Annotated in this window: 21 protein-coding genes, 1 tRNA gene and 1 riboswitch; of the genes, 17 read left to right on the forward strand and 5 right to left on the reverse strand. The window is 67.8% G+C overall.

Going from position 1 to position 22,250, the window contains the following annotated elements:
- Positions 1-127 precede the first annotated feature (127 nt).
- From ABZX86_RS35610 to ABZX86_RS35640, 7 genes are all read left to right on the forward strand, one after another.
- On the forward strand, positions 128-1,312 hold the full coding sequence (locus ABZX86_RS35610) for a TadA family conjugal transfer-associated ATPase (RefSeq protein WP_355130106.1): 1,185 nt from the start codon (positions 128-130) through the stop codon (positions 1,310-1,312).
- A complete protein-coding gene (locus tag ABZX86_RS35615; protein ID WP_355130108.1) occupies positions 1,309-1,431 on the forward strand; it encodes a hypothetical protein in 123 nt (40 codons plus the stop codon). Before ABZX86_RS35610 ends, ABZX86_RS35615 begins: the two co-directional genes overlap by 4 nt.
- An 898-nt stretch (positions 1,432-2,329) precedes the next feature.
- On the forward strand, positions 2,330-3,007 hold the full coding sequence (locus ABZX86_RS35620) for a type II secretion system F family protein (protein WP_355130110.1): 678 nt from the start codon (positions 2,330-2,332) through the stop codon (positions 3,005-3,007).
- A complete protein-coding gene (locus ABZX86_RS35625; RefSeq protein ID WP_355130112.1) occupies positions 3,004-3,600 on the forward strand; it encodes a type II secretion system F family protein in 597 nt (198 codons plus the stop codon). Before ABZX86_RS35620 ends, ABZX86_RS35625 begins: the two co-directional genes overlap by 4 nt.
- A 15-nt stretch (positions 3,601-3,615) precedes the next feature.
- Positions 3,616-3,870, forward strand: a complete 255-nt coding sequence (locus ABZX86_RS35630; RefSeq protein WP_355130114.1) for a DUF4244 domain-containing protein — start codon at positions 3,616-3,618, stop codon at positions 3,868-3,870.
- Positions 3,871-3,926: 56 nt separating this feature from the next.
- Positions 3,927-4,241: a TadE family type IV pilus minor pilin gene (locus ABZX86_RS35635; protein ID WP_355130116.1), complete on the forward strand. Its 315-nt coding sequence runs from the start codon at positions 3,927-3,929 to the stop codon at positions 4,239-4,241.
- A complete protein-coding gene (locus tag ABZX86_RS35640; RefSeq protein WP_355130118.1) occupies positions 4,238-4,633 on the forward strand; it encodes an Rv3654c family TadE-like protein in 396 nt (131 codons plus the stop codon). Before ABZX86_RS35635 ends, ABZX86_RS35640 begins: the two co-directional genes overlap by 4 nt.
- A 403-nt stretch (positions 4,634-5,036) precedes the next feature.
- Here the strand turns inward: ABZX86_RS35640 and ABZX86_RS35645 are convergent, their stop codons facing one another.
- Positions 5,037-7,433 (reverse strand): DEAD/DEAH box helicase, encoded by a 2,397-nt coding sequence (locus tag ABZX86_RS35645; RefSeq protein WP_355130120.1) that lies wholly within the window; start codon positions 7,431-7,433, stop codon positions 5,037-5,039.
- A gap of 436 nt (positions 7,434-7,869) precedes the next feature.
- On the opposite strand from ABZX86_RS35645, the gene ABZX86_RS35650 reads away from it, so the two are divergent.
- From ABZX86_RS35650 to ABZX86_RS35675, 6 genes are all read left to right on the forward strand, one after another.
- On the forward strand, positions 7,870-8,076 hold the full coding sequence (locus ABZX86_RS35650; protein WP_297626431.1) for a cold-shock protein: 207 nt from the start codon (positions 7,870-7,872) through the stop codon (positions 8,074-8,076).
- 208 nt (positions 8,077-8,284) lie between these two features.
- Complete coding sequence (gene topA, locus ABZX86_RS35655; protein ID WP_355130123.1) at positions 8,285-11,266, forward strand: type I DNA topoisomerase; 2,982 nt, start codon at positions 8,285-8,287, stop codon at positions 11,264-11,266.
- 141 nt (positions 11,267-11,407) lie between these two features.
- On the forward strand, positions 11,408-11,914 hold the full coding sequence (locus ABZX86_RS35660; protein WP_355130125.1) for a DinB family protein: 507 nt from the start codon (positions 11,408-11,410) through the stop codon (positions 11,912-11,914).
- A 51-nt stretch (positions 11,915-11,965) separates the two neighbouring features.
- On the forward strand, positions 11,966-13,183 hold the full coding sequence (locus ABZX86_RS35665; RefSeq protein ID WP_355130127.1) for a DNA polymerase III subunit delta': 1,218 nt from the start codon (positions 11,966-11,968) through the stop codon (positions 13,181-13,183).
- 62 nt (positions 13,184-13,245) lie between these two features.
- Positions 13,246-13,321, forward strand: a tRNA-Thr gene (locus ABZX86_RS35670).
- Positions 13,322-13,817: 496 nt separating this feature from the next.
- Positions 13,818-15,221, forward strand: a complete 1,404-nt coding sequence (locus ABZX86_RS35675; RefSeq protein WP_355130129.1) for a pyridoxal-phosphate dependent enzyme — start codon at positions 13,818-13,820, stop codon at positions 15,219-15,221.
- Positions 15,222-15,265: 44 nt separating this feature from the next.
- Here the strand turns inward: ABZX86_RS35675 and ABZX86_RS35680 are convergent, their stop codons facing one another.
- Together ABZX86_RS35680 and ABZX86_RS35685 are read right to left on the reverse strand one after the other, a co-directional pair.
- Complete coding sequence (locus tag ABZX86_RS35680) at positions 15,266-16,330, reverse strand: diacylglycerol kinase (protein WP_355130131.1); 1,065 nt, start codon at positions 16,328-16,330, stop codon at positions 15,266-15,268.
- Positions 16,331-16,343: 13 nt separating this feature from the next.
- On the reverse strand, positions 16,344-17,132 hold the full coding sequence (locus tag ABZX86_RS35685) for an SDR family oxidoreductase (protein ID WP_355130133.1): 789 nt from the start codon (positions 17,130-17,132) through the stop codon (positions 16,344-16,346).
- 116 nt (positions 17,133-17,248) lie between these two features.
- Between ABZX86_RS35685 and ABZX86_RS35690 the strand changes: the two genes are divergently transcribed.
- Positions 17,249-17,875: a TetR family transcriptional regulator gene (locus tag ABZX86_RS35690; protein ID WP_355130135.1), complete on the forward strand. Its 627-nt coding sequence runs from the start codon at positions 17,249-17,251 to the stop codon at positions 17,873-17,875.
- A gap of 85 nt (positions 17,876-17,960) precedes the next feature.
- On the opposite strand, the gene ABZX86_RS35695 is transcribed toward ABZX86_RS35690, so the two are convergent.
- A complete protein-coding gene (locus ABZX86_RS35695; protein ID WP_355130137.1) occupies positions 17,961-18,857 on the reverse strand; it encodes a hypothetical protein in 897 nt (298 codons plus the stop codon).
- Positions 18,858-19,059: 202 nt separating this feature from the next.
- Between ABZX86_RS35695 and ABZX86_RS35700 the strand changes: the two genes are divergently transcribed.
- Positions 19,060-19,500: a DUF2752 domain-containing protein gene (locus tag ABZX86_RS35700; protein ID WP_355130270.1), complete on the forward strand. Its 441-nt coding sequence runs from the start codon at positions 19,060-19,062 to the stop codon at positions 19,498-19,500.
- A gap of 89 nt (positions 19,501-19,589) precedes the next feature.
- Complete coding sequence (locus tag ABZX86_RS35705; protein ID WP_355130139.1) at positions 19,590-19,775, forward strand: hypothetical protein; 186 nt, start codon at positions 19,590-19,592, stop codon at positions 19,773-19,775.
- A gap of 124 nt (positions 19,776-19,899) precedes the next feature.
- On the opposite strand, the gene ABZX86_RS35710 is transcribed toward ABZX86_RS35705, so the two are convergent.
- The gene (locus ABZX86_RS35710; protein WP_355130141.1) at positions 19,900-21,213 is read right to left on the reverse strand and encodes an aminotransferase class V-fold PLP-dependent enzyme; all 1,314 of its coding nucleotides are present in this window, start codon (positions 21,211-21,213) and stop codon (positions 19,900-19,902) included.
- Positions 21,214-21,265: 52 nt separating this feature from the next.
- Positions 21,266-21,379, reverse strand: a riboswitch (SAM riboswitch).
- A gap of 181 nt (positions 21,380-21,560) precedes the next feature.
- On the opposite strand from ABZX86_RS35710, the gene ABZX86_RS35715 reads away from it, so the two are divergent.
- The gene (locus ABZX86_RS35715; protein ID WP_355130143.1) at positions 21,561-22,217 is read left to right on the forward strand and encodes a biliverdin-producing heme oxygenase; all 657 of its coding nucleotides are present in this window, start codon (positions 21,561-21,563) and stop codon (positions 22,215-22,217) included.
- The last annotated feature ends 33 nt before the right edge of the window (positions 22,218-22,250 follow it).

The raw sequence follows: 22,250 nt of genomic DNA on the forward strand, positions 1-22,250 counted from the left end.
AGGTGTGGCGGTCGCTGGTTGGGGAGCCTGCCGGTAGGTCCCGGGTACGGCGCTTACCGGTTGGCAGGGGCGCGCGAGTGGCGCGGGCGCGGCGGATGCCGATCAGCGGGTATTCGGGGGTGTCGCGATGAGTGCGCTGGTGACGGCGGATCTGCTGGATCGGGTGAGGGAGCGGTTGGCGGAGGGGGCGGTCGAGCCGGATCCGGCACAGGTGGCCGCGGCTATTCGGGCCGAAGCCGGTGGCGTGCTGGGGGATACGGATCTGCTCCGGGCGCTGCGGCTGCTGCAGACGGAGATGACCGGGGCGGGGGTGCTGGAGCCGCTGCTGCACGATCCGGAGGTGGCCGATGTGCTGGTCACCGCACCGGATGCGGTGTGGGTGGATCGGGGGCACGGGCTGCGACGGGCCTCGGTGCGATTTCCGGACGAGGCGGCGGTGCGGCGTTTGGCGCAGCGGCTGGCCCTGTCGGCGGGGCGCCGGCTCGACGATGCGCAACCGTGGGTGGACGGCCGGCTGACCGGAACGGAAGCGGCCCTGGGTAATTCGTTCGGTGTCCGGCTACATGCGGTGCTGTCGCCCATCGCGCACGGCGGCACCTGTCTCTCGCTGCGGGTACTGCGCCCGGCCTCGCAGGGATTGGATGCGCTGGCCGCCGCGGGCGCGGTCACCGCCGAGGCGAAAGCCCTGCTGGAGCGCATAATTCGTGCCCGCCTCGCCTTCCTGGTGGTCGGCGGCACCGGCGCGGGCAAAACCACCCTGCTCTCCGGCCTGCTCGCCAAGGTCGATGCCGCCGAACGCATTATCTGCGTCGAGGACGCCGCGGAGCTGGCCCCGCCCCACCCGCACGTGGTGCGCCTGGTCGCCCGCCCCGCCAATGTCGAAGGCGCAGGCGAGGTGACGGTCCGGGACCTGGTCCGCCAGGCCCTCCGCATGCGCCCCGACCGCATAGTCGTGGGCGAGGTACGCGGCGCCGAAGTCGCAGACCTGCTGACCGCACTGAACACCGGCCACGACGGCGGCGCGGGCACGGTGCACGCGAACTCACCCCGCGAGGTCCCCGCCCGCCTCGAAGCCCTTGCCGCCCTGGGCGGTATGAGCCGCGACGCCCTGCACAGCCAACTCGCCGCCGCCATCCAGGTGGTCCTGCACGTCCACCGCCGACCCGACGGCACCCGCACCCTCCGCGAAATAGGCCTGGTCACCTCCACCGCCGGCCGAGTCCACATCACCCCCGCCTGGTCCGCCGACCCCCGCCCCACCCCCGCGTCCGCCGCCCTGACCGACCTCCTCGACGAAAGAACCACCCCATGACCACGACGTCCGCCGCCACCTCGCTCACCAACTTCCTCGGCGAGGCGCTATCCAATGCCGTCATGCCTGCCGTCGCCTCGCTCGCCGGTCTCCTCCATGAAGGGCGCCCAGCGACGTGACGTCGGCCGCCGCTTCGCTCGTCGGTCCCCCTGATAAAGGCACCCCGATTGCCGCGCCGTCCGCCGTCGCCTCGCTCGTCCCTCTTCTCAACGAACGGGAAGTTTCGCGACTACCGCGTCCGTCGCAGCCTCCCTACCCGCTGCCATCACGAGAGGAGATCTCATGGTCGCCGCGTCCGAAGTTGCCACGGCTGCGGCGAAAGCAGTTGGGCGACCGCCGCATTCCGGCACTGATGATCGCCGCGTCGGTCGCGGCCCGTGCTTACTCTTCGACGAAAGGACACCTTGATGACTGCCGCATTTCCAGCTGACTCCGGTTCGGCGGAGGTGGCTCGAGCTCCGCTCGTTGCCGCGGGGGAGGCGCGAGCTGATGACGGTCTTCCGCCGCTGCCGGTTCGGCCCGGTGGCGGGCGGCTCGATGACTCACTGCCGCTGCATGTTTTCACTCCCTGTCAACAGGGTCGATCGAGTGCCTCGCCCAGCGGGCTGGTCTGTGTTTGTCCGATCAGCGACTCCTGCGGGCGGTCTATCGGCGAGAGGAGCGGTCGATGACTGCGTCGTCGGGACCGGAGCCTCGGCCTGCCGTGCCGGAGGCGAGAAGGCCGGGCTGTTGCGCTGAGGATCAGTGTTCCGGGCGGGATCAGCGGTGCGGCAAGTTGTTTCAGTGGCGTCACAGTCAGCCGCCAGGACTACGTCATGGGTGGCGCAGTGGGTGTGTGTCGCGGCGGGAGGGTCCGCCGCGAGCGGCCGAGAGCGGTGACCGATGACTTCGATTGCCGGGCACTGGGGTTCGATACTCGGCTGTCTCGCGCTCGCACTGGTGGTGGTTCCGGATCCGGCGGGCCGTCGCAGGTTCGCCCGACTGTTTCGGTGCGCGAGGAAGATTCGAAGGCCGGGGGTGGGCCGGGCAGTTCGGCTGGCCGTGGTGGCGGGGCTGCCTGCGGCGCTCGTGGTCGGCGTCGGTCCGCTGTTTGCCGCGATCTTGGTGGTGGGGACGCTGGGACTGCGCCGGCGGCGGGCGGGGCGGGAACGTATGAGAGGGGAGGAGAGTGCGCAGCTGCTGGAGGGGTTGGAGACGGTGATCGGCGAGCTGCGGATCGGTGCGCATCCGAGTGCGGCCGCGGAAGTCGCCGCGTACGAGACCGTTGGTCCGGTGGCGCACGCGTTTGCGGTGAGCGCAGCGCGCAGCCGTCTGGGGGGATCGGGGGCCGATGCGTTTCGTCGCTCGGAGACCGCGATCCCGCAGGAGCTGGCCCGCATCGGCGAAGCCTGGCAGGTGGCCGATCGGCACGGGCTGGCACTCGCGGAGCTGCTCACGGCGACCCGGCTGGACCTATTGGGCCGCAAGCGCTTCCGCGACCGCACCCGAGCCGCGCTCGCGGGTGCCCGCGCGACCGCCGCGGTGCTTGCCCTGCTGCCCCTGCTCGGTATCGCACTCGGTCAACTGATGGGAGCAGCTCCGGTGCACGTGCTCTTCCTGTCTCCGGCCGGTGCCTATCTCCTTCCGCTCGGAGCGGCCCTGACCTGCGCCGGTCTGCTCTGGACCGACGCCATCACCGCAAAGGTGCTGCGATGAACAGCCTTTCGTGGCCGCTGCTGTTCACCGCGCTCGCGCTGGCGCTGCTGCCGGGGCGTATTGCCGCTGCACGACGATTGCGCGGCCTGCGGGAGCGAGATCGTGCGGTGCGTGCCAAGTCCGTTCGGGCCGTACCTGATCCGCTGGGTGTGGCGGGAACCCTGGACCTGTTCGCGGCCTGCCTGCGCGCGGGCCTGCCCGCGGCGGCAGCGGCGGGCGCCGTGGCGCCGGGCGCCCCGGAACCACTGACCTCGGTATTGCGACGAGCAGCGGATCTGCTTGCGCTGGGGGCGGATCCGGTGACGGCGTGGGAGCAGGCCACCGCCGGGTGCGGTGACGACGGAGTGGCCGCACTCGCGCGCATGGCCCGCCGGTCGGCGCGTTCGGGGGCCGGGTTGGCCTCGGCGGTAACCGAATTGGCCGAGCAGCGCAGAGGAGCGGTCGAGGATGTGGCCGCCGCACGGGCCGAACGCGCCGGCGTCCTGATCGGCGGGCCCCTCGGCCTGTGCTTTCTGCCGGCCTTCGTATGCCTGGGGATTGTGCCGGTGGTGATCGGCCTGGCCGGCCACGTCCTGGGCGGAGGCCTGCTGTGAACGGCAACTGTGCCGATGCGGATCGGCCGCATCGGAGTGAGGAGAGGAGAGATCGTGCGATCTTCGGTGCGAAGCCTGAGCTGGGGCCTGCGCGAGCGACTGCTCCTCGTCGCGGTCGGCGAGGAGGGCATGAGTACGGCCGAGTACGCCATCGGGACGATCGCGGCCGCGGCGTTCGGCGCCGTGTTGTACGCGGTGGTGACCGGCGACAGCATCGTCAACGCCCTGACCAAGATCATCGACAAGGCATTGAAGACCTCGACCGGCTGAGTGCGGGCCCGCCCGCCGCACTGTCCCGGCCGCCCGTTCGCGGCGGTGACCGGGGCATGGCGACCGTCGAGGCCGCCATCGCGCTGGCAGCCCTGGTCGCCGTGCTGGTCCTCTGTATAGGCGCATTGCTCGCGGTATCGGCACAGGTGCGCTGTGTTGATGCCGCGCGCGAGGCGGCCCGCCTCACAGCCCGCGGCGACAGTGCCGGGGCGGCAGCGGCTGCCCGGCGCATGGCGCCCCCGAGTGCCGTGATCACTGTCCGCACGGACGGCGAGCTGGTGGTGGCCTCGGTGAGCGTCCGATCCCCACTGCTACCGCTGACCTTGCGCGCGGAGGCCGTGTCGGCGCGGGAACCCGGCGAGCCGCAATGAGGTGCGGCGGTCGTTGTGGCGGGCCCCGCGCGCGGGATGCGGGCGACGAGTCAGGGGGAGTGACGGTGGTCGCATGTGTGGCGTTGCTCGCTTTGCTGACCCTCACGGTGCTGGTGGCACAGGTCGGGGTGGCGGTGGCGGGCCGTCACCGCGCGCAGTCCGCGGCGGACCTCGCCGCACTGGCCGCAGCCGCCGGGCTGGACCGTGGCACCGCGGCGGGTTGCGCGCGAGCCGAGGAGATCGCACGCCGAATGGGAGTGCGGATTGTCGGGTGCACCGTGGCCGAGTGGGATGTGACGATCACGGTCGAAGCGCGAATGGCGCTCGGTCCACTGGGTACGCGATCGGTGCGCGCTATGGCTCGGGCCGGACCTATCGGAGAGGACGTGTAGTACTCGCGGCAGTAGTAGTAGTAGCCGCAATAGCGAGGACTACTTGCCCAATGCAACTATCTCGTACTGAGCGGTTGGTTAGAGAATGGATGGCGCGCACCACACTGCGTGTCGATCAATGTCGATATTGGATGAAAGTGGTAGGCGAATAGTTTCTCCGCCCATGACTTTCCTATTCGTTCCAAAACGTGGAATCGACTAAATGCACTGGTAAATGCGTGATCGACATTATCGAACGGGGCAACTGTGCAGTTAACCGGATCACATCCCTCTTTATTCGACTATCAGGTGCGCTGTGCATGACTCGTTACGAGTCTTGCGCCACGCCGCCTCGTACCCCTCACGGCCTGGTACCGGCAGGTCGGCAGGATGGCGTTCCGGCCGCGCTCCGGCGACGCCCCGATCACGGTTCGGTGTGGTCCCCGTCACCATCGCCGAGGGCTGTAAGCACTGCGGTCAGTAGTCGCGCCGCGCCCGTCTTATCCAGCGGATTATTGCCGTTTCCGCACTTCGGAGACTGTACGCAGGACGGGCAGCCACTACCGCAGCCACAGGATTCGATGGCCGCCAGCGTCGCCGCCAGCCACTGGCGCAGCCGTGCGAACCCGCGTTCGGCGAAACCCGCACCCCCGGGATGCCCGTCGTAGACGAATACGGTGGGCAGCCCGGTATCGGGATGTTCCGCGGTCGATACCCCGCCGATATCCCAGCGATCGCAGGTCGCGACCAGCGGCAGCATGCCGATGGCGGCGTGTTCGGCCGCGTGCAGCGCCCCCGCGGCCTGCCTGGGGTCGATTCCGGCCCGCGACAGCAGGTCCGGCGTGACGGTATAGAGGACAGCCCGGGTCGGCAGGATCTGTGCGGGCAGCTCCAGCGGCACCATGTCCAGGACCTCGCCGCTGGGCAGCCGGCGCAGGTATCCGATCACCTGCCGGGTCACCAGCACCTGCGCCAAAGCAATGGTGACCTGGCCGTATGTCTCGTATTCGGTCATCTCCTCGACCTCGACGGTCGTCACGGCCCGGGCGCTGGTGGTCCAGCCCGGAGTCTCGGCGTGCACGAGCGCGACGCCTTCCTCCAGGTCCAGCTCATCGACCACATAGCTCTCGCCCTGATGCAGGTGGACGGCCCCTTCGTGCAGGGTGGCCGGCGCCCGTCCGGCATCTGTGGTGCCGAGCATGCGCCCGCTCTCCCCGTCGACCACCGCGATCGCACTGCCGATGCCGCCGCGCACGTCCACCGCATCGTGCGGATGGGCGTCGGCGGTGACGAACCAGCGTGCGGTCCCATCCCTTCCGACCCCTGCCCGCCGCCGGATCAAACCCTGTCGGGCCAGGTCGGAGAGCAATTCCCAAGCCCGGTACTCGAGCACCTCGGCATCGGTGAGCGGCTGTTCCATGGCCGCGCACAGCAGGTGCGGGCCGAGCACATAGGGATTGTGCGGATCGGTGATGGTGGCCTCGACGGGCCGCCCGAGCAGCGCCTCCGGATGATGCACGAGATAGGTGTCCAGCGGGTCGTCACGGGCGATGAGCAGCACCAATGACCCCTGTGTGCGCCGCCCGGCCCGCCCGGCCTGCTGCCAGAACGAGGCGACCGTGCCCGGATATCCCGCGACCACTACGGCATCCAGCCCCGCGATATCCACGCCCAGCTCGAGGGCATTGGTGGTGGCCACACCCAGCAGCGACCCCTCCGACAGCGCCGCTTCGAGCGCCCGCCGATCTTCCGCCAGATAGCCGGCCCGGTAGGCCGCGATCCGTTCCGGCAGCGTGGCGTCGACGTCGGCGAGCAGCCGCCGGGTATCCATGGCAATGGCTTCGGCCCCACGCCGGGACCGCACGAAGGTGAGCGTGCGCGCGCCCTCGGTCACCAGGTCGGCCATGATCTTGGCGGCCTCCGCCCCGGCCGATCTCCGCACGGCCGCACCGTTTTCCCCGGTCACACCCCCGCCGATGAGCGGCGGCTCCCACAGCGCCACCGTCCGCGAGCCCTGCGGCGACCCGTCCTCGGTGACCGCGACGCAGGGTGCGCCGATGAGCCGGGAGGCCGTCGCCGCCGGTTCGGCGGTGGTGGCCGAGCACAGGATGAACACCGGATCGGCCCCGTATCGCGCCGCCAGCCGCCGCAGCCGTCGCAGTACCAGCGCCACGTGCGACCCGAATACGCCCCGGTAGGTATGGCATTCGTCGACCACCACGTATTTCAGCTGCCGCAGCAGCCGGGCCCAGCGCTGATGCGATCGCAGCATTCCGACGTGCAGCATGTCCGGATTGGTGAAGACCCAGCGGGAATTGGCCCGCACCCACTGCCTTATTTCGGTGGGGGTATCGCCGTCATAGGGCGCGGGATGAATGCCGCGCAGCGGATCGTGGCTGGTCAGCTCGGTGGCCATCCGCAGTTGATCGGCCCCGAGCGCTTTGGTGGGCGCCAGATAAAGGGCCGTGGCCCGGGGGTCCTGCTGCAGCGCGGTAAGTACGGGCAGCTGGTAGGCGAGCGATTTGCCGGAGGCGGTGCCCGTGGAAACGACGACGTGACGTCCCCCTGCGGCCAGGTCGGCGGCCTGCGTCTGATGAATCCACGGTGCTTCCACCCCCACAGCACGCACCGCGGCTATTACTTCGGAAGACGCCCATTCGGGCCAATTCGTGACCTGAGCCGCACGTGGCGGCAACTCTGCGACGTGGGTGAGGCGGGTGTCGCCGGCTCCTGCCCCGGTAAGGACACGATTCAGCAACGATTGGCCATAGCTGGTGTCGTGGGGGCTTCCCAGAACGCTCGCGGGGTCCGCCGGAATCATGGTCAGGCCGCCTTGCTGGGCGTGTGGGGTGCGAAACGTGTGTATGTCTGGTCCTCTACCTGCCATTTCACTACAGAGTAGCGTCCTGTGTCGCAGGGGGTTTGCCGGATGCTCGCTCTGTTATCCGGAAGCAAACCTACTTCGAGTACGGATTTGGGCATTATGCCCCTCACCTGCGCATTCGCAAGATCAACTTTTTTGCAAATTGTGGGTAACTCAGCTGTTGAATTGCTCGCGGACATGGTTCACTGGTTCCTGGTCGCAAGCTTCTGTGTTCGAGGGAACGGATCTAAAGTCCAAACCATCAAGCAGGATCGATGTTGCGAACGGTGTACTGATGGCTTTCCTGCAGGGGGAACAGAGTACAGCGGTCTCAACGGACCCGGTGGACGAACCTACTTGTCTACCGTTCCGGTATGGAAAGAGAAGGAACAGAATGGCACAGGGAACTGTGAAGTGGTTCAACGCGGAGAAGGGGTTCGGCTTCATCGCGCCCGAGGACGGGTCCGCTGACGTCTTCGTCCACTACTCCGAGATCCAGGGTTCGGGCTTCCGCACCCTCGAAGAAAACCAGAAGGTCGAGTTCGAGGTCGGCCAGGGCACCAAGGGCCCGCAGGCCACCGGTGTTCGCGCGCTCGCCTGAGCGGGCTCACCCATCTAGGTATCCGTCCCCCATCGCCTCACGGCGGTGGGGGACGAGCCATATCCGGACCCACTACACTCGATCACAACCCGGGGCCATATCGTCGCTGCGACCGAGGCCGAGCCTCTGAACACGGTATAAACGTTGCTGGCAGCGATAATCAGTAATCGCAGCCGCTTTGCCCCAGCCGCGTATCGCGCGCCGTGACATGACAACGACGCAGCGCGGATCGACAGGAAAGGTGTGTTCGCCGGTGGCAACACGAGACCGCGGTGCAGCGCCGAACTCCAAGGCAGCGCCCGACCAGGGTCGGCCCCTGCGTCGTCTCGTCATCGTCGAGTCGCCGACAAAGGCCCGGAAAATTGCGCCCTACCTGGGCCGCGGCTATGTAGTCGAGGCGTCGGTCGGGCATATTCGGGATCTGCCGCGTGGTGCGGCGGATGTGCCTGCCAAATACAAGGGCGAGCAGTGGGCCCGGCTCGGCGTCGACGTCGACCATGACTTCGAGGCCATCTATGTGGTCAGCCCGGATAAGAAGGCCAAGGTCGCAGAGCTGAAAAGCCTGCTCGCCGACGCCGACGAGCTTTACCTCGCCACTGACCCCGACCGCGAGGGCGAAGCCATCGCGTGGCATCTGCTGGAGACGCTGAAGCCCAAGGTCCCGGTCAGACGCATGGTGTTCCACGAGATCACCGAGCCGGCCATCCTCGCCGCGGCCGCCGACACGCGCGACCTCGATAAGGATTTGGTCGACGCTCAGGAGACACGCCGCATCCTCGATCGGCTCTACGGTTACGAAGTTTCACCGGTGCTGTGGAAGAAGGTCATGCCGCGCTTGTCGGCGGGCCGGGTGCAGTCCGTGGCGACGCGCGTCATCGTGCAGCGGGAGCGGGAGCGCATGGCGTTCCGTTCTGCCGAGTACTGGGATATCGCGGCCAAGCTGGACGCGGGCGATCAGGGCGAGGGCAATCCGCGGGTCTTCGGTGCCCGTCTTGTCACCGTCTCGGGTGCACGCGTGGCGACCGGTCGCGATTTCGGCGCCGATGGGCAGCTGAAGTCCTCGGGTGTCACGGTGCTGGACGCCGGTTACGCGCAGCGGCTGGCGGAATCGCTGCAGGGCGAGGCGCTGACGGTCAGTTCGGTCGAGTCCAAGCCGTATACCCGCAAGCCGTATGCGCCGTTCATGACCTCGACGCTGCAGCAGGAGGCCGCGCGCAAGTTGCGCTTCACCTCCGAGCGCACCATGCGGGTCGCGCAGCGGCTGTATGAAAACGGCTACATCACCTACATGCGTACCGACTCGACCACGCTGTCGGAGTCGGCCATCCAGTCGGCGCGGGCCCAGGCCACGCAGCTGTACGGCGCGGAGTATGTGAGCCCGACTCCGCGGCAGTACACCCGCAAGGTGAAGAACGCGCAGGAGGCACACGAGGCGATTCGTCCCTCCGGTGATGTCTTCATCACCCCGGGGCAGTTGCATTCGCGGGTCGACAATGACGAATTCCGGCTCTACGAGCTGATCTGGCAGCGCACGGTGGCCTCGCAGATGGTCGATGCGCGCGGCACCACGCTGACCGTTCGCATCACCGGTGTCGCGAATACCGGTGAGGAGTGCGTGTTTTCGTCCTCCGGTCGCACGCTCACCTTCGCGGGCTTCCTGAAGGCGTACGTGGAGAGTGTCGACGAGGAGGCGGGCGGCCAGTCCGATGACGCCGAATCCCGGCTGCCGGCGCTGACCGAGGGCCAGGCGGTGACGGCCATCGAGCTGGCGCCGGACGGGCACACCACCAATCCGCCGCCGCGTTTCACGGAAGCGTCGCTGATCAAGACGTTGGAAGAGCTCGGCATCGGGCGTCCTTCGACCTACGCGTCGATCATCAAGACGATTCTCGATCGCGGGTATGTGTACAAGCGCGGTAGTGCGCTGGTGCCGTCGTGGGTGGCGTTCGCGGTGATCGGCCTGCTGGAGTCGCACTTCGGCCGGCTGGTGGACTTCGATTTCACCGCGGCCATGGAGGATGATCTCGACGCCATCGCCGGTGGTCGCGCCCAGCGCGGAAACTGGTTGTCCAGCTTCTACTTCGGCGGTGACGACGGCGCCGACGGTTCGGTGGCACGCTCCGGCGGCCTGAAGAAGATGGTGAGCGAGCGGCTCGACGGTATCGATGCCCGCGAGGTCAACTCGATCAAGCTTTTCGCCGATGAAGAAGGCCGCGATGTGGTCGTCCGGGTCGGCAAGTTCGGTCCGTACCTGGAGCGCATGGTCATCAATCCTGATGACCCAGAAGGCGATTCGATCTCGCAGCGCGCCAATCTGCCCGATGATCTGCCGCCGGACGAGCTGACACTCGATGTCGCGGAGAAGCTGTTCTCGACTCCGCAGGAGGGTCGCTCGCTCGGCATCGATCTGGTCAGCGGGCACGAAATCGTCGCCAAGGAAGGACGTTTCGGTCCGTACGTGACAGAGGTGCTGCCGGAACCGGCCGCGGAGCCCGAGGCCAAGAAGGGCGCGAAGAAGGCGGTCGCGCCGAAGCCGCGCACCGGATCGCTGTTCAAATCCATGGATTTGGAAAGCATTACGCTCGATGACGCGCTGAAGTTGTTGTCGCTGCCGCGTGTTGTGGGTGTCGATCCGGCCTCCAATGAGGAGATCACCGCGCAGAACGGCCGCTATGGGCCGTATCTGAAGAAGGGCACCGATTCGCGGTCGCTGACCGGTGAGGATCAGATCTTCACGGTCACGCTGGAGGAGGCGCTCAAGATCTACGCCGAGCCCAAGCGGCGCGGCGGGCAGTCGGCCAGTGCGCCGCCGCTGCGTGAGCTGGGTGTCGATCCGGTCTCGGAGAAGCCGATGGTGATCAAGGACGGCCGCTTCGGGCCGTACGTCACCGACGGTGAGACCAATGCCAGCCTGCGCAAGGACGATGCGGTGGAGTCCATCACCGATGCGCGTGCTTCGGAGCTGCTGGCGGATCGGCGGGCGCGCGGGCCGGTGAAGAAGGTCGCGAAGAAGACCGCTGCCAAGAAGGCGCCCGCGAAGAAGGCCGCGGCCAAGAAGACCGCGGCGAAGGCTACGGCGTCGAAGACCACGGTGGTGAAGAAGGCGGCGGCGAAGAAGGCCGCGGCCAAGACCGCGGACGGGGTCACCACCAAGAAGGCCGCGGCGAAAAAAGCTTCCGCTTCCAAGTAGTCCGCGGGCCAATAGTTCTGACCGGAAATCACCCGCCTCGTGCGGGTGATTTCCGGTGTCAAGGGTTCTCGTCAACCAGCCCGATTGTCGGTGCCCTGCCGTAGCGTGTGTCCCGAATACGCACCAGCGGAGGGACATTCGATGACCGTCGACCACGAGCGTGAACAGCTGATCAGTATCCTGGCGAGTCAGCGGGATATCTTCCGGATCACCCTGCGCGGGATCGAAGAGGACGACGCGCGGGAGCGGAGTACGGTCAGCGAGCTCACGCTCGGCGGTCTGCTACATCATGTGATCAATGTCGAGCGGCACTGGACCACGGTCCTCGTCGAGCGTGATCCGAACTCCGAATTCGATGTCTCCGGAATGGATTCCGAGTACAAGCTCGGTCCGGACGAGACGGTCGAGGGGTTGCTCGCCGAGTGGGATGTGCTCGCCGAGCAGACCGCGAAGCTGATTCGTGAGCTGCCCGACCTGGACGATTCGATCCCCACCCCGACCGCTCCCTGGGCGCCCGAGCGGGAGTGGCTGACCGCGCGCTACATCATCCTGCACATCCTGCGCGAGATCGCCCACCACTCCGGCCACGCCGACATCATTCGCGAATCCTTCGACGGCGCGAGCACGACGCACCAGCGCGCGGTCTGACAGGGGACCGGCAGGGCCGTCATGTCGGTGGGCGACAGTAGTCTGTACCGCGTGGCAGGAGTCTTCGATCGACTGGTGGGACAGGATACGGTCGAGTCCGCGCTGACGGATGCGGCGGTGGCGGCGCGGGGTGGCGAGTTGGTGTCGTCGTCGGCCATGACGCATTCGTGGTTGTTCACCGGGCCGCCGGGGTCGGGGCGTTCGGTGGCGGCGCTGTGTTTCGCGGCGGCGTTGCAGTGCACCGATGCGGGGAGTCCGGGGTGCGGGCGGTGTCATGCGTGCACGACCACCATGGCCGGAACGCATGGCGATGTGCGCCGCGTGGTGCCGGAGGGGTTGAGCATCGGCACCAAGGAGATGCGCGAGATCGTGCAGGTGGCGTCGCGGCGGCCCAGCACCGGCCGCTGGCAGGTGGTGGTGGTCGAAGATGCCGACCGTTTGACCGAAGCGGCCGGAAACGTCCTGCTCAAGGTGGTGGAAGAGCCGCCGGCCCGTACCGTCTTCCTGCTGTGCGCGCCTTCGGTTGATCCGGAGGATATTTCGATCACGCTGCGTTCCCGGTGCAGGCATGTGCATTTGGCGACGCCGTCGGTGGATTCGATCGCGAAGGTGCTGCGCGAGCGGGACGGGCTCGCCACCGATACCGCGGCCTGGGCGGCCTCGGTCAGTGGTGGTCATGTCGGCCGGGCGCGCCGATTGGCCACCGACGATCAGGCCCGAGCTCAGCGCAAACGGGCCCTCGCCCTGGTCGCCGCGACCACACGTCCGGGTATGGCCTACTCCGCCGCCGAAGAATTGGTGAAGTCCGCCGATGACGAGGCCAAGCAGATGAGCGCGGTCCGCGACGACAAGGAGCGGGACGCGCTGGCGATGGCGCTCGGCGCCGGCGGTACCGGTAAGGGCGCGGCGGGGGCGACCCGCGGTTCGGCCGGTGCGCTCAAGGATTTGGAGAAGCGGCAGAAGTCCCGCGCCACCCGGACCGGTCGTGATGCGCTGGACCGGGCGCTCATCGATGTGGCCGGGCTGTATCGGGATGCCCTGGCCGTAGGATTCGGCGCCGCGACCGTGGACTCGAAAGCTGGTGTCACGCTCACACATCCCGATATGGCCGACCAGATTCGAGAATTGGCGACCGATGTCCGCCCCGAGGGCCTGCTGCGCTCGATCCAGGCGATACTCGACTGCCGCGAGGCCCTGGAAACGAATGTGAAGCCCCGCTTCGCCGTCGCCGCCATGGTCGCCGGCCTTATCGCGGCCCGCTCCGCGTGACCGTCACCACCGATTTTCGCGATCCGGCACCGAGACGATAGACTCGCACCGCCGGAAGGCACGCCGCCTTAGCTCAGTCGGTAGAGCGCTTCACTCGTAATGAAAAGGTCGCGAGTTCGATTCTCGCAGGCGGCTCCAGGAGAGGCCCTCGATGCAGCAGCATCGGGGGCCTTTTTGTGTGGTGGCCAGGGTCAGCCGGCGGGGATGGCGGTGAAGGCGTTGCGGAGGCGGTCGGTGAGGGTGGGGCGGCCGCCGTCGCCGTCGGTGCGGACCCATTGGCGGCAGGCGACGCTTCAGGCGGTGGTGGTCAGTTCGGCCAGGACGTGTAGGCGGAGGTCGTCGGGGTCGAGGGATTCGGCGGCGGTTCGGGTGCTGGTCACCATCACCGCGGGGCCGGCCGACGAATTGACCATGTGTGAGAGTTGCCGACTTGTGTTCGCGGTGACTCGAAAGCTGTTCGTGGCAGCCGGGTTTTGCGAGTCTGACGGAGCCGCGCTCCGGCGGATGGCCCGGAGCCGGTGGCGTCCGGGCATCGAATAACGGTGTGGGAGGTCGAGTAGGACGATCATCCCGAATACCTTCGACTACGCCGGGAGCTGTGGATCGCGCTCGGCGAGACAGGCAGGGCTGCCGCATGACCACCGTCTCCTCGCACGCCGCGGGCGTGTACGACTCGCTCGCCGATGCCATCGGCAATACGCCGCTGGTCCGGCTCAACCGTGTCACCGACGAGATCACCGCGACCGTCTATGTGAAGCTCGAGTACTTGAATCCCGGTGGGAGCGTGAAGGATCGCGCCGCTCGCGCCATGCTGCTGGCCGCGGAGGAATCCGGTGAACTGGGTGCGGGCGGGACCGTGGTGGAGGCCAGTTCGGGCAATACCGGGTTGGGTCTGGCCGCGCTGGCCGCCGCGCGCGGATATCGGACCATCGTGGTGGTGCCGGATCGGGTGAGCCGGGAGAAGGTCGCGCTGCTGCGCGCGCACGGCGCCGAGGTGCATCTGACGCCCGGGCTGCGGCCCGTCGATCATCCGGAGCATTTGCGCAGTGTCGCCCTGCGGCTGACGGCGGAGATTCCGGGTGCGTGGTTCGCCGGGCAGTACGACAATCCCGCCAATCCCGCTGCCCACCGCGCCACCACGGGCCCGGAGATCTGGGCGCAAACCGGCGGGCGGATAACGCATTTCGTGGCGGGTATCGGTACCGGCGGCACCATCACCGGCACCGGCGAGTACCTGAAGGAGGCGTCCGGCGATGCGGTGCGGGTGATCGGGGCCGATCCGGAGAGCTCGGTGTACGGCGGCGGCGACGGTCGTATCTGGTACGTCGAGGCGGTCGGGCACTTCGTGCATCCGGAGACGGAGACCGATCTGTGGCCGGATTCGTACCATCCGGAGGTGGTGGATCGGATCGAGCGGATTCCCGATGTCGAGGCGATTCGGGTGCTGCACCGGCTGGCCAAGGAGGAGGGGCTGCTGCTGGGCGGTTCTTCCGGGACGGCAATTGCGGCGGCGCTGCGCCTGGCGCGGGAGCTCGGGCCGGAGGATGTGGTCGTGGTCGTCGCGCCCGACTCCGGGCGCGCCTACCTGTCCAAGTACTACAGCGATGAGTGGCTGGGGGCCTTGGGATTTCCGCTGACGGCGGTTGTCGAAGGGCGGACGGTCGGCGATCTGGCCGCGCTCGCCGATCCGGCCGATCCGGTGGTGGTTCCCTCCGGGGCGACCGTCGCCGAGGCGTGGCGGCTGCTCGGTTCGGGCACGGCCCTGCCGGTGGTCTTGCAGCGCAAGGCATCCGGATCGGCGGTGGTTGCCGAGGTGCTCGGTTCCGTTACCGCTGCGAACCTCGCTGATGCCCGCGGTGACGATCCGGTGAGTGCGCATCTCGCCGCACCGTTGCCCACGATCGGTACCACCGAATCGCTGGACGGCGCCGTCGCACGGCTCACCGCGCACAGCGGGCCGGTGCTGGTGGTGCGGGAGGGCCGTGTCCTTGCGCTCGTCGACGCGGCGCAGATCAAGGCCCAATACGAAGAGAATTGAGGCACCGTCACCGCGTCCGATCGGACGCGGTGACGGCAGGCTCGTTACGAGACCAGGCCGCGGCCGGTGGTCAGGGGGAGATCGGTGGCGGTGAGCAGTCCGGGCCGCGCCTGGACCACGGCGGGGACGGCGCTGACCAGGCGAGCCGCCGTGCCGACGACGCCTGCCTCGGCGTGGTCGCCATTGCTGTAGAGCTGCAGGTCGAGCAGGTAGTCGGGTTCGCCCTTGATTTCGACTCGGTAGCAACCCTTTCCGGCGGGCTGCGGCCATTCGGGGGCGAGATCGGGGTGCAGGCGGGTGACGTGTTCGAGGGTGAGGATTTCGCGATCCCCTCGGACGCCGTGCACCTGGAAGCGCAGGGCGGCCGCGGTGCCCACGGCGATGGTGCGCTTGCCGACGATGAGCTCTTCGGTGGCGGGAAGCCGTTCGAAATGCTGTGTGACGGAGTCGAGTTCGATATCGAGGGCGTCCGCGAGCTGGCGGATGACACTGCCCCAGGCGAGGGTGAGAATGCCCGGTTGCAACAGCATGGGCAGCTCGTCCAGCGCGCTGCCGAAGCCCATGATGTCGAAGACGACCTTGGGGTTGTCGTAGGTGGAGTAGTCCATGATCTCCGAGCAGATGACCTTGTCGATGCGCTCGGAGCCGCTCGAAAGCAGCAGCGGCAGCCAGTCATTGGCCCAGCCGGGGTCGATACCGTTCACCCAGAGGGAGGCATTGCCCTCGATGGCGGCTTCGATGATCGGGTTGATCGCCTCGTCCGGCAGTGTGCCGTAAGGGAATTGGAGGAAGACTGGACTGCTGGAGACCACATTGATGCCGGCGCGGAGGAAGGTCTTCAGGTCCTCCACCGCTTCCATCAGGCGGTCGTCGGCCATGGCGGTGTGGATGATGCAGTCCGGCTTCAGATCGAGGAGAGCCTGGGCGTCATTGGTTGCGAGAACACCGGTTTCGAGGTCGAGGCCCGCGAGTTCGCCGGCGTCCCTACCGGCTTTGGCGTCGCTGGACACCCAGACGCCGACGAGCTCGAGCTCCGGCCGGGCGATGATGGAACGCAGGGCGCGGTGGCCGACATTGCCTGTGCTCCACTGGACTACGCGATATTTCACAGCTGGCTCCGGTTCACAGGTCGGGGAGGCCGAGTTCGAGATTGGGCGCTTCGATCCCGCCGTCGACCTCGAGGATCTTGCCGGTGATATAGCCGCCGGCCGGTGAGCAGAGGAAGACGATCGCGGCGGCGATTTCCCACGGTTCGCCGAGGCGGCGCAGCGGGGTGGCGCCCTCCATGCGGGCCTTGATTTCCGGTTGCTGCGCAACAACTTCCAGTGCGGAGGTGAGAACCGAGCCGACGGCGATGGCATTGACCCGGATGCGCGGGGACAGATCGGTGGCGGCCATGCGGGTCCAGTGCGCGAGCGCCGCCTTGGCGGTGCCGTAGGCGAGGAAGCCGCGACCGGGGGCCCGGCCCATCATCGAGGAGATGCTGACGACGGAGCCGCCGCCGGTCTTCAGCATGTGCGGGACCGCGGCCTGGGTGAGCGCGTGCGCGGTGGACACATTGAAGCGGAAGGCGTCCTCGAGGAACTCGGGGGACGTGGTGGTGAAGGTATTGGGCATGGTGCCGCCGACATTGTTGACGACGATATCGATGCGGCCGAGTTCGGCCGCCGCGGTTTCGGCGAAGGCGGTGACGGTGGACAGGTCCGACAGGTCGCAGGGGACCGTGACGGCGCGGCGGCCCAGGGCGCGGATCTTGCCGGCGACCTCGTCGAGTTGTTCGGGGGTGCGGGCTGCGAGCGCGACATCGGCGCCCGCTTCGGCCAGGGCCAGGGCGGTTGCGGCGCCGATGCCGCGACCGGCGCCGGTGACAACAGCGACGCGGCCGTCCAGTCGGAAGGTATCTAGGATCATCACTCAGAGCTTTAAGAAATGATGCTTAACTGTCAAGGACTAGTTCTTTACGGGCTGGTGGGCAGCTACTCTGCACCTGTGACGACGCGTGTTTTTGGACCGAGGGAGGGATTCGCGTGGCGGTGACCGAGGCGCGGGAGCGGATCATCCTGGCGGCCGAGCGCCTGATCGCCGAGCGCGGGCAGGCGGTGCCGCTGCGCGATATCGCGGCCGCCGCCGGGCAGCGGAACAATTCGGCCATCCAGTATCACTTCGGGTCGCGCGACGGGCTGATCGAAGCCGTGGTCGAGCTGCGGATGGCGACCCTCGAGGTGCGGCGGCTGGAATTGCTCGCCGAGCAGGTGGGTTCGGGCGCGGGGGTGCACGCGCTGCTGGAGGCGCTGGTGGTGCCCATGTTCGAACTCAGCGAACGGCACGGCAGCAATCACTACGCGCGATTCCTGGAACAGATCCACACCCATCCGGCCGTCACCGATGCCTCCAACCTGGACAGCGAACAGCGCACCTCGGTCCGGGTGATCATGCAGCGCCTCGGCGACGAGATGACCGAACTTCCGCCCCGCCTGCGCGTGCACCGCTTGCGCGCGCTGCCCACCATGCTTTTCGCGCTCCTGGCCGATCATGAGCGTGCCGTGGAGGCGGGTCGCGTCGCCGCCGGTGCGGTCAGTGCTTGGGCGGAAACCATCGACATGCTGGCGGGCGCACTCACCGCTCCGGCCAGCGAGCGTGCGCCGATCCGGTGAAATCGGCTCCGGCATAACAGCATCGGCCCGGCTCTGTCCGAGCCGGGCCGATCGCTGAATTCTCTAGCCTGCTGCTGATAGCGGCCTACTGCTGATAACCGGACGGCGGGTAATTCTGCTGTGGCGGCTGCTGAAAACCCTGCTGCGGCTGGCCGTATTCGTACGGCTCCTGATAACCGCCGGGCTGACCGGGGTACCCCTGCTGCGCGGGCGGCATCGACGGCAACTGGGTGTGCGCCGCCGGTGCCGCGTAATTCGGCTGTGGCGCATAGCCGCCCGGCTGTCCGGAGAATCCCTGCTGGACAGGCTGGGCGGCGTAGCCCGGCTGCGCGGCCGGACCGGGCTGACTCGGGAAGTCCGCTCGAGCGGGCTGACTTCCGTACCCCTGCCGGCCATCCCAAGCGGAATAGCCCTGGAACTCCGTCTGCGCGGGCTGTGCGGACATGCTTGGCCGGCCGGTGAAGTTGGGTTGTGCCGGCTGACCGGCGAAGTTCGGCTGGCCAGGACCGCCCGAGAAGCCCTGCGGGGCAGGCGCTACGGAGTAGGCCTGCTGGGCGGAATCGGCTTGCCGGCCGGAGAAGGCGGGTGGGGCGGGCGGAGCTGAGAAGTTGTGCGGGGTAAGTGGGGCGGAGTAGGGCTGGGGGGCGGATAGGCCGGGCAGGCTGGATTGTGCGGGCTGGGGCGAGAAGTCTTGTGGGGCGGGCTGGGGCGAGAAGTCTTGTGGGGCAGGGTGGGCGGGGTAGCCCCGGGGTGGGAGGTTCGGGTCGAACTGGGTCGGCTCCGGGGTGGCGGGTGGGGTGTCCTTCTTTTTGAAGACGAAGTAGACGCCTACCGAGATGAGGAGTAGGACCAGGACGCCGAGGAGGCCGAACATGTGGCCGATGACGCGGCCGCCGACCTTGGCGAGAATGATGATGGCGAGTGCGCCGGCGGCGGCGGAGGCGCGGGCGATTGTGCTGCTGCCTGGTTGATTCTGGCTCATAGGATGGAATTCCCCCGATCGAAAACTGTTGCGGGGGCAGCATACCCACGGTTCTGGACGAGTGTCCGTGTCCGTTCGGCCAGCTCACCATTCAAATAGGTCATATCGGACAAAGCTGTCCGGGGGTGCGCCGGGGGGTGCGAAGTCGGCTGCGATCTGGCAGGTTGCGGTGGCCGCGACTACCGTTGTTCGCGTGCACACCATGCCCCCGACCGAGGTCGAACCCGCCCCCCGCCCCAGATGGCTGGGTATGGGTTTGCCGCTGCTCGCCGGGGGTGCGGTCGCGGGAGGGCTGGCGCTGCTGCATTTCCGGGATCCGCATGTGCAGGGGGCGTACGGGTTCTGCCCGTTCAAGGAGTTGACGGGGTACTGGTGCCCCGGATGCGGCGGGTTGCGCGGGCTGCACAATCTCACCGAGGGGCATGTGGTCGATGCCCTGCACAGCAATGTGCTGATTCTGCCGCTGCTGCTGGGTTTCCTCGGCTGGCTGGCTACCGCGCTGGTGTTCGGCTGGCAGGGGAAGCCGATACCGCGGATCCCGAAGGTGCTGCCGAAGCCGGCGCTCTGGGCGGCGCTGGCGTTGCTTCTCCTATATACGGTGTTGCGCAATACGCCGTGGGGAACATGGCTGGCCCCGGTGTAATTCGCCCGGCCCATCCGCGGGGCCGGTCTCCAGGTGGGGTCCGGCGTGCCTGTTCGCGTAATTCCCGCCGATCAGGGCATGCTCTGGATATGAGTGATTCTCTGAAAGACCGTGTGCGAGCGAAGCTGATCCGCCAGCTCGCGGAGGACGGGCCGGACCAGGAACGCGATGACGGACGCCAGCTTTCGGTCCAGGACGATCTGGATCTGCTGAACGTCGTTTCCGACGACGACCCGTTCGTCGAGGAACTCGCCGAGCGCTACCTGGTGCCGTAACCCACCTTTCGGGACTGGCTCAACTCGCGGGACTTTCAGGGCTACGCCCCCGACCCCGGAGATTTCGAGGGCGCCCGGCCCCGATGGGCGGCCGCCCTCCAGCGTAGGTCGATTCGAGCGCTGATCAGATGGCGCAGGGGGCTCCGCCCTCGGCGCTGCTGCCGAAGGGGCGGGTTTCGGGGGTGGGGTTCCAGTGGCCTTCGGTTTTGGCGTAGGTCCAGGTGGGGCCGTTTTCGACCAGGGTGGAGAGGGCGTCGATCAGGCGGTCCACGGCCGCGGCGGTGCTGCCGAGGCCGATGCTGGCGCGCAGGGCCGCGTCGACGCCGAGGCGGGCGAGCAGGGGGTGGGCGCAGAAGCGGCCGTCGCGGACGCCGATGCCGTGTTCGGCGGAGAGGTACGCGGCCACCTGGCCGGGTTCGAAACCGTCGACGGTGAAGGCGACAATGCCGACGGCATCGGTGCTGTCCCGCCAGATGCGCAGGAAGTTCACGCCCGGAACGGTTTTCAGGCCGTAGCGCAGGCGGTGCGTGAGGTACTGCTCGTGTTCGCGGACGGTGGTCTCGTCGAGTTCGGCGAGGGCGTCACAGGCGGCGGCCAGCGCGGCCACACCCAGCACATTGGGGGAGCCGGCTTCGTGCCGCTGCGGTGCGGGGGCCCATTCGACGCCGTCGGCGGTCACCGAGCGGACCGCGCCGCCGCCCGCGAGGTACGGCTCGGCGGCATCGAGCCAGTCCCGCCGCCCGACCAGCACGCCCGCGCCGAACGGCGCGTACGCCTTGTGCCCGGAGAAGGCCAGGTAGTCGATGCCACTGGTCTGCAGATCGATGCGCCGGTGCGGCGCCAGCTGGGCGGCGTCCACCAGGATCCGAGTGCCGCACTGGTGCGCGATCCAGGCCAGCCGCTCCAGCGGCAGCAGTTCGCCGGTGACGTTCGATGCTCCGGTGATGGCAAGCAGCGCAGCGGGTTTGGTGCACAGTTCGGCGACCAGGCGCTGAATGGTCTCCTCGATGGTGTCCGCGACCGGCACCACCCGGCGACCGCCTCGGGTCCACGGCAGGAAGTTGGCGTGGTGTTCCACGTCGAGCACCACGGTGTCGCCGGGCACGCAGGCGGCGAGCAGATTCAGCGAATCGGTGGTGTTGCGGGTGAAGACCACCACCTGGTCGTCGGCGGCATTGAGGAATCGGGCGACCGAGCCGCGGGCGCCTTCGTAGCAGTCGGTGGAGACGCGGGAGGCGTAACCGGCACCGCGGTGCACGCTGGCGTAGAACGGCAGCAGCTGCTGCACCCGGTCGGTGACCTGCGTCAATGCCGGTGCGCTGGCGGCATAGTCGAAGTTGGCGTACGTGGTGGTCCCACCCTGCACGAGGGGTACCCGCAGATCACAACCGGAGACGGTGGCGAGAGCGGCACAGGACTGGTCGGCAAATGCAGTCATCACGAAATCCCATTCGGGCAAGGGACGCGCGATCAGAAAAAGAGTGATCGAGAGTCCGCGCTTGCCGCGCCCGGTCGGGCGGCGGCCCGGTCGTCACCTGGAGCACCCCACCGCGGAGGAGGGTTGCCGACCAGCTAGCCAGGGCTTGACGCTGGTACTCATGACCTGATGTGGAAGGCTGGCAGATGTGCCGGGGTCTTGTCAACCCCTTCGGAAAAATCATCCGAAAGTTGGAGTGGGTGGGCCGCAAAGTTCGAATCGCGCGATCGTTGCTGACGCGTATCGTCAAGGGGGAAGTTAGGGTAGCCAAAGGTGGGCGCCCCCGGTTCGAAACGAGGAGCTCGACCATGCTGGATACCGCGCCGTTCTCGACGCTCATTCGTTCCGCGACCGAGCAGCAGCACACCGAGGCCGAACACTCCACGTTCATGAGCGATCTGCTGCAGGGGAAGCTCGGCGTCGAGGCCTTCTACCGCTACACCTCGCAGCTCTGGTTCGTCTACGACGCCCTCGAAAAGAATTCCGCCGCACTGGCTTCCGGCCCGATCGCCGGGCCGTTCGTCAAGCCGGAGCTGAATCGCCTGGCGGCCCTCGAAATCGACCTCGCCCACCTCGGTGGCGCGAACTGGCGCGATGAACTGGTGGCCCTGCCGTCCACCGCCGCCTACGCCGCCCGCATCGACGAGTGCGCGCGCACCTGGCCGGCCGGTTACGTGGTGCACCACTACACCCGCTACCTGGGCGATCTCTCGGGCGGACAGGTCATTCGGGGCACTGCGGAGAAGCTGTGGGACCTGCCCAAGAAGGGTGACGGCGTCCGCTTCTACGTCTTCGACGACATCTCCAACCCGGCCGCGTTCAAGCGCGAATACCGGGAAAACCTGGACGCGCTGCCGATCGCCGGTCCGGAGGTCGAGCCGGTGCTCGACGAAGCTCGTCTCGCGTTCTCGATGAACACCGATGTGTTCCGCGAACTGGGCGCGGAATTCAGCGCGCGGAACTGAATCTCTGCTGCTCGGGGGAGCCGCCGGCCGTTC

Source organism: Nocardia sp. NPDC006630 (assembly GCF_040611495.1).
Lineage (GTDB): Bacteria > Actinomycetota > Actinomycetes > Mycobacteriales > Mycobacteriaceae > Nocardia.

Bases quoted from the DNA above. Each gene is read 5' to 3' on its own strand.
- ABZX86_RS35610 (WP_355130106.1), top strand. From the start codon at position 128: ATGAGTGCGCTGGTGACGGCGGATCTGCTGGATCGGGTGAGGGAGCGG.
- ABZX86_RS35615 (WP_355130108.1), top strand. From the start codon at position 1,309: ATGACCACGACGTCCGCCGCCACCTCGCTCACCAACTTCCTCGGCGAG.
- ABZX86_RS35625 (WP_355130112.1), top strand. From the start codon at position 3,004: ATGAACAGCCTTTCGTGGCCGCTGCTGTTCACCGCGCTCGCGCTGGCG.
- ABZX86_RS35630 (WP_355130114.1), top strand. From the start codon at position 3,616: ATGCGGATCGGCCGCATCGGAGTGAGGAGAGGAGAGATCGTGCGATCT.
- ABZX86_RS35635 (WP_355130116.1), top strand. From the start codon at position 3,927: ATGGCGACCGTCGAGGCCGCCATCGCGCTGGCAGCCCTGGTCGCCGTG.
- ABZX86_RS35640 (WP_355130118.1), top strand. From the start codon at position 4,238: ATGAGGTGCGGCGGTCGTTGTGGCGGGCCCCGCGCGCGGGATGCGGGC.
- ABZX86_RS35645 (WP_355130120.1), bottom strand. From the start codon at position 7,433: ATGATTCCGGCGGACCCCGCGAGCGTTCTGGGAAGCCCCCACGACACC.
- ABZX86_RS35650 (WP_297626431.1), top strand. From the start codon at position 7,870: ATGGCACAGGGAACTGTGAAGTGGTTCAACGCGGAGAAGGGGTTCGGC.
- topA (WP_355130123.1), top strand. From the start codon at position 8,285: ATGACAACGACGCAGCGCGGATCGACAGGAAAGGTGTGTTCGCCGGTG.
- ABZX86_RS35660 (WP_355130125.1), top strand. From the start codon at position 11,408: ATGACCGTCGACCACGAGCGTGAACAGCTGATCAGTATCCTGGCGAGT.
- ABZX86_RS35675 (WP_355130129.1), top strand. From the start codon at position 13,818: ATGACCACCGTCTCCTCGCACGCCGCGGGCGTGTACGACTCGCTCGCC.
- ABZX86_RS35685 (WP_355130133.1), bottom strand. From the start codon at position 17,132: ATGATCCTAGATACCTTCCGACTGGACGGCCGCGTCGCTGTTGTCACC.
- ABZX86_RS35695 (WP_355130137.1), bottom strand. From the start codon at position 18,857: ATGAGCCAGAATCAACCAGGCAGCAGCACAATCGCCCGCGCCTCCGCC.
- ABZX86_RS35700 (WP_355130270.1), top strand. From the start codon at position 19,060: ATGCCCCCGACCGAGGTCGAACCCGCCCCCCGCCCCAGATGGCTGGGT.
- ABZX86_RS35705 (WP_355130139.1), top strand. From the start codon at position 19,590: ATGAGTGATTCTCTGAAAGACCGTGTGCGAGCGAAGCTGATCCGCCAG.
- ABZX86_RS35710 (WP_355130141.1), bottom strand. From the start codon at position 21,213: ATGACTGCATTTGCCGACCAGTCCTGTGCCGCTCTCGCCACCGTCTCC.
- ABZX86_RS35715 (WP_355130143.1), top strand. From the start codon at position 21,561: ATGCTGGATACCGCGCCGTTCTCGACGCTCATTCGTTCCGCGACCGAG.